This is a genomic window from Aliterella sp. E5.1 (assembly GCF_057473825.1).
Genome location: NZ_JBYCCV010000301.1, coordinates 1 through 1,892 on the forward strand (window position 1 = coordinate 1; position 1,892 = coordinate 1,892).

General features: G+C 44.8%; 2 protein-coding genes. One reads left to right on the top strand and one right to left on the bottom strand.

From position 1 onward, the window contains the following. Positions 1–301: 301 nt before the first annotated feature. On the top strand, positions 302–1,417 hold the full coding sequence (locus AC2VE5_RS26540; RefSeq protein ID WP_486890537.1) for an alpha/beta fold hydrolase: 1,116 nt from the start codon (positions 302–304) through the stop codon (positions 1,415–1,417). Positions 1,418–1,489: 72 nt separating this feature from the next. Here AC2VE5_RS26540 and AC2VE5_RS26545 read toward each other — a convergent pair whose 3' ends face one another. After that, positions 1,490–1,795: a hypothetical protein gene (locus tag AC2VE5_RS26545; RefSeq protein WP_486890538.1), complete on the bottom strand. Its 306-nt coding sequence runs from the start codon at positions 1,793–1,795 to the stop codon at positions 1,490–1,492. Between the last annotated feature and the right edge of the window lie 97 nt (positions 1,796–1,892).

Below are 1,892 nucleotides of genomic sequence, written 5' to 3' on the forward strand. Positions count from 1 at the left end.
CTCTCAAGCATCGTTTCTGTCCTTTTTGTGGGACTGCTTACAAGGCTGAATCTGATTTCCAAAGCTAGTCTAGGTAATGCTTTAAGGTCTATCTTGCAGGTTTTTACACGTATCCTGTAGCAATCCCAAGCTACTGCTGGATGTTCTCAGTCGGACTTGCCCCCATGATTGCGATCGCGCATTGGGGTTTTAAAGTGTAGTAGGTATTGCTGGTTCTAACTTCAGGGGGTATTCAAGGCTTGCTTCCCCGCTTAGACTCAACCTTGATACTCTGCTTCGGAGGTTTGACCCTGCCATGCTTATGCCCCTCGATTTTCTCTGGCGCTGGCTGTCAGGTTTACTGACGCTCGTATTTCTGGGTGGCGCAGGCTACATTCTCTACCAGTGGTATGAAGGCGAATTAGTTAGCAACCGTTGGTTGCTGCTAGGTGCAATCATGATGCTATGGTCATTTTTGGGTTTTTTGCCAATTTTACTATTGCATCGTCCTGGTCAAGATGAACCCAAACCCACTCGTAGTAGGCGAAGTCAACGCTTAGTTCGACCTGACGGCAGTGAGATTTACGTTGAATTTTATGGCTTGGATGACGATGCTCCAACGATTATCTTGACTCACGGTTGGGGACCTGACAGCACAGTTTGGTATTACATCAAAAAGCAACTGACCGATCGCTTTCGTGTCGTTGTATGGGATCTGCCTGGTCTGGGCAAATCTATTAAGTCTAAGAATCGGGATTATTCCTTAGAAAAATACGCCCGTGACCTGGAAGCCATTTTAAACTTAACCGGAGAGCGACCAGTTATGTTGTTAGGTCATAGTATGGGAGGTATGATCTTGCTGACATTCAGCCGTTTGTTTCCAGAGCATTTGACTCGACGAGTAGCTGGATTAATTATTGTGGATTCAACCTATACTAATCCCCTCAAAACCACTATTTTTAGCAAACTACTATTAATATTACAAAAGCCAATGGTGGAACCATTGTTACATTTGGCAATCGTTCTTTCTCCGTTACTATGGCTCACAAGTTGGCTCAGTTATTTGAATGGGTCAACACTAATAACTACCGAAATCTCTGGATTTAGAGGCACAGAAACTCGTGGGCAGCTTAATTTCTCAACATTAATTGGTTTAAAAGCCTCTCCCGGCGTACTCGCACGAGGAATGCTGGCAATGCTGAAATTTGACGAATCCGAAACATTACCCAGGATCTCGGTTCCCACAATGGTTGTGGTCGGAAAGTCTGATATTGCTACCCGACCATTGGCAAGTAAGCGGATCAGTAAGGAAGTACCTCAAGCAGAACTCGTTTCATTGTCTCCAGGCGGACATATGGCACTTATGGAGCGAAATCAGCAATTTGCTGAGGTTGTTCGCTCTTTTAGTATTGCTTGTCTGGGTCGGGAAAATGTTTAGCAACTGAAGAAATTTTATTAATTGCGTTGCCAGCTTTTTCAAAAAGCTGGCAACGTTTTGAGCGGTAGCCTTTCACGACCAGGATATTCTAGAAGCAATTGCGCCCAGCAGCACAATCAATCCTAGCGATCGCCGGAAGTAGTTGACACCTTGGAATAATTCTAACCACGCCCAGGTGAACAAGGAGCCAAAGGCGATCGCGTTTAATCCAGTGTGAATGTTGCTATTTGTAGGAATCAGGTTGAGTAAAGTAGCTGTTAGCCAGACTATAATCGGCAGATTGGGCATCTGAGCTAGTACAATCTGACCTTGACTGTCTCGAAAAGTTCGATCAAATAAAGTGTTTTCGGTTGTGTTGCAAAAACTTTGTGAGGACAGAAAACCTCTGTGGCAGGAGTTCGGATTATGCCACCACTCCAAAGATTTGATTGATGAAGAGAACCCGCTCTTTGATGGCTCCCTTGGGAACTCCCAA

Bases quoted from the DNA above. Each gene is read 5' to 3' on its own strand.
- AC2VE5_RS26540 (WP_486890537.1), top strand. From the start codon at position 302: ATGCCCCTCGATTTTCTCTGGCGCTGGCTGTCAGGTTTACTGACGCTC.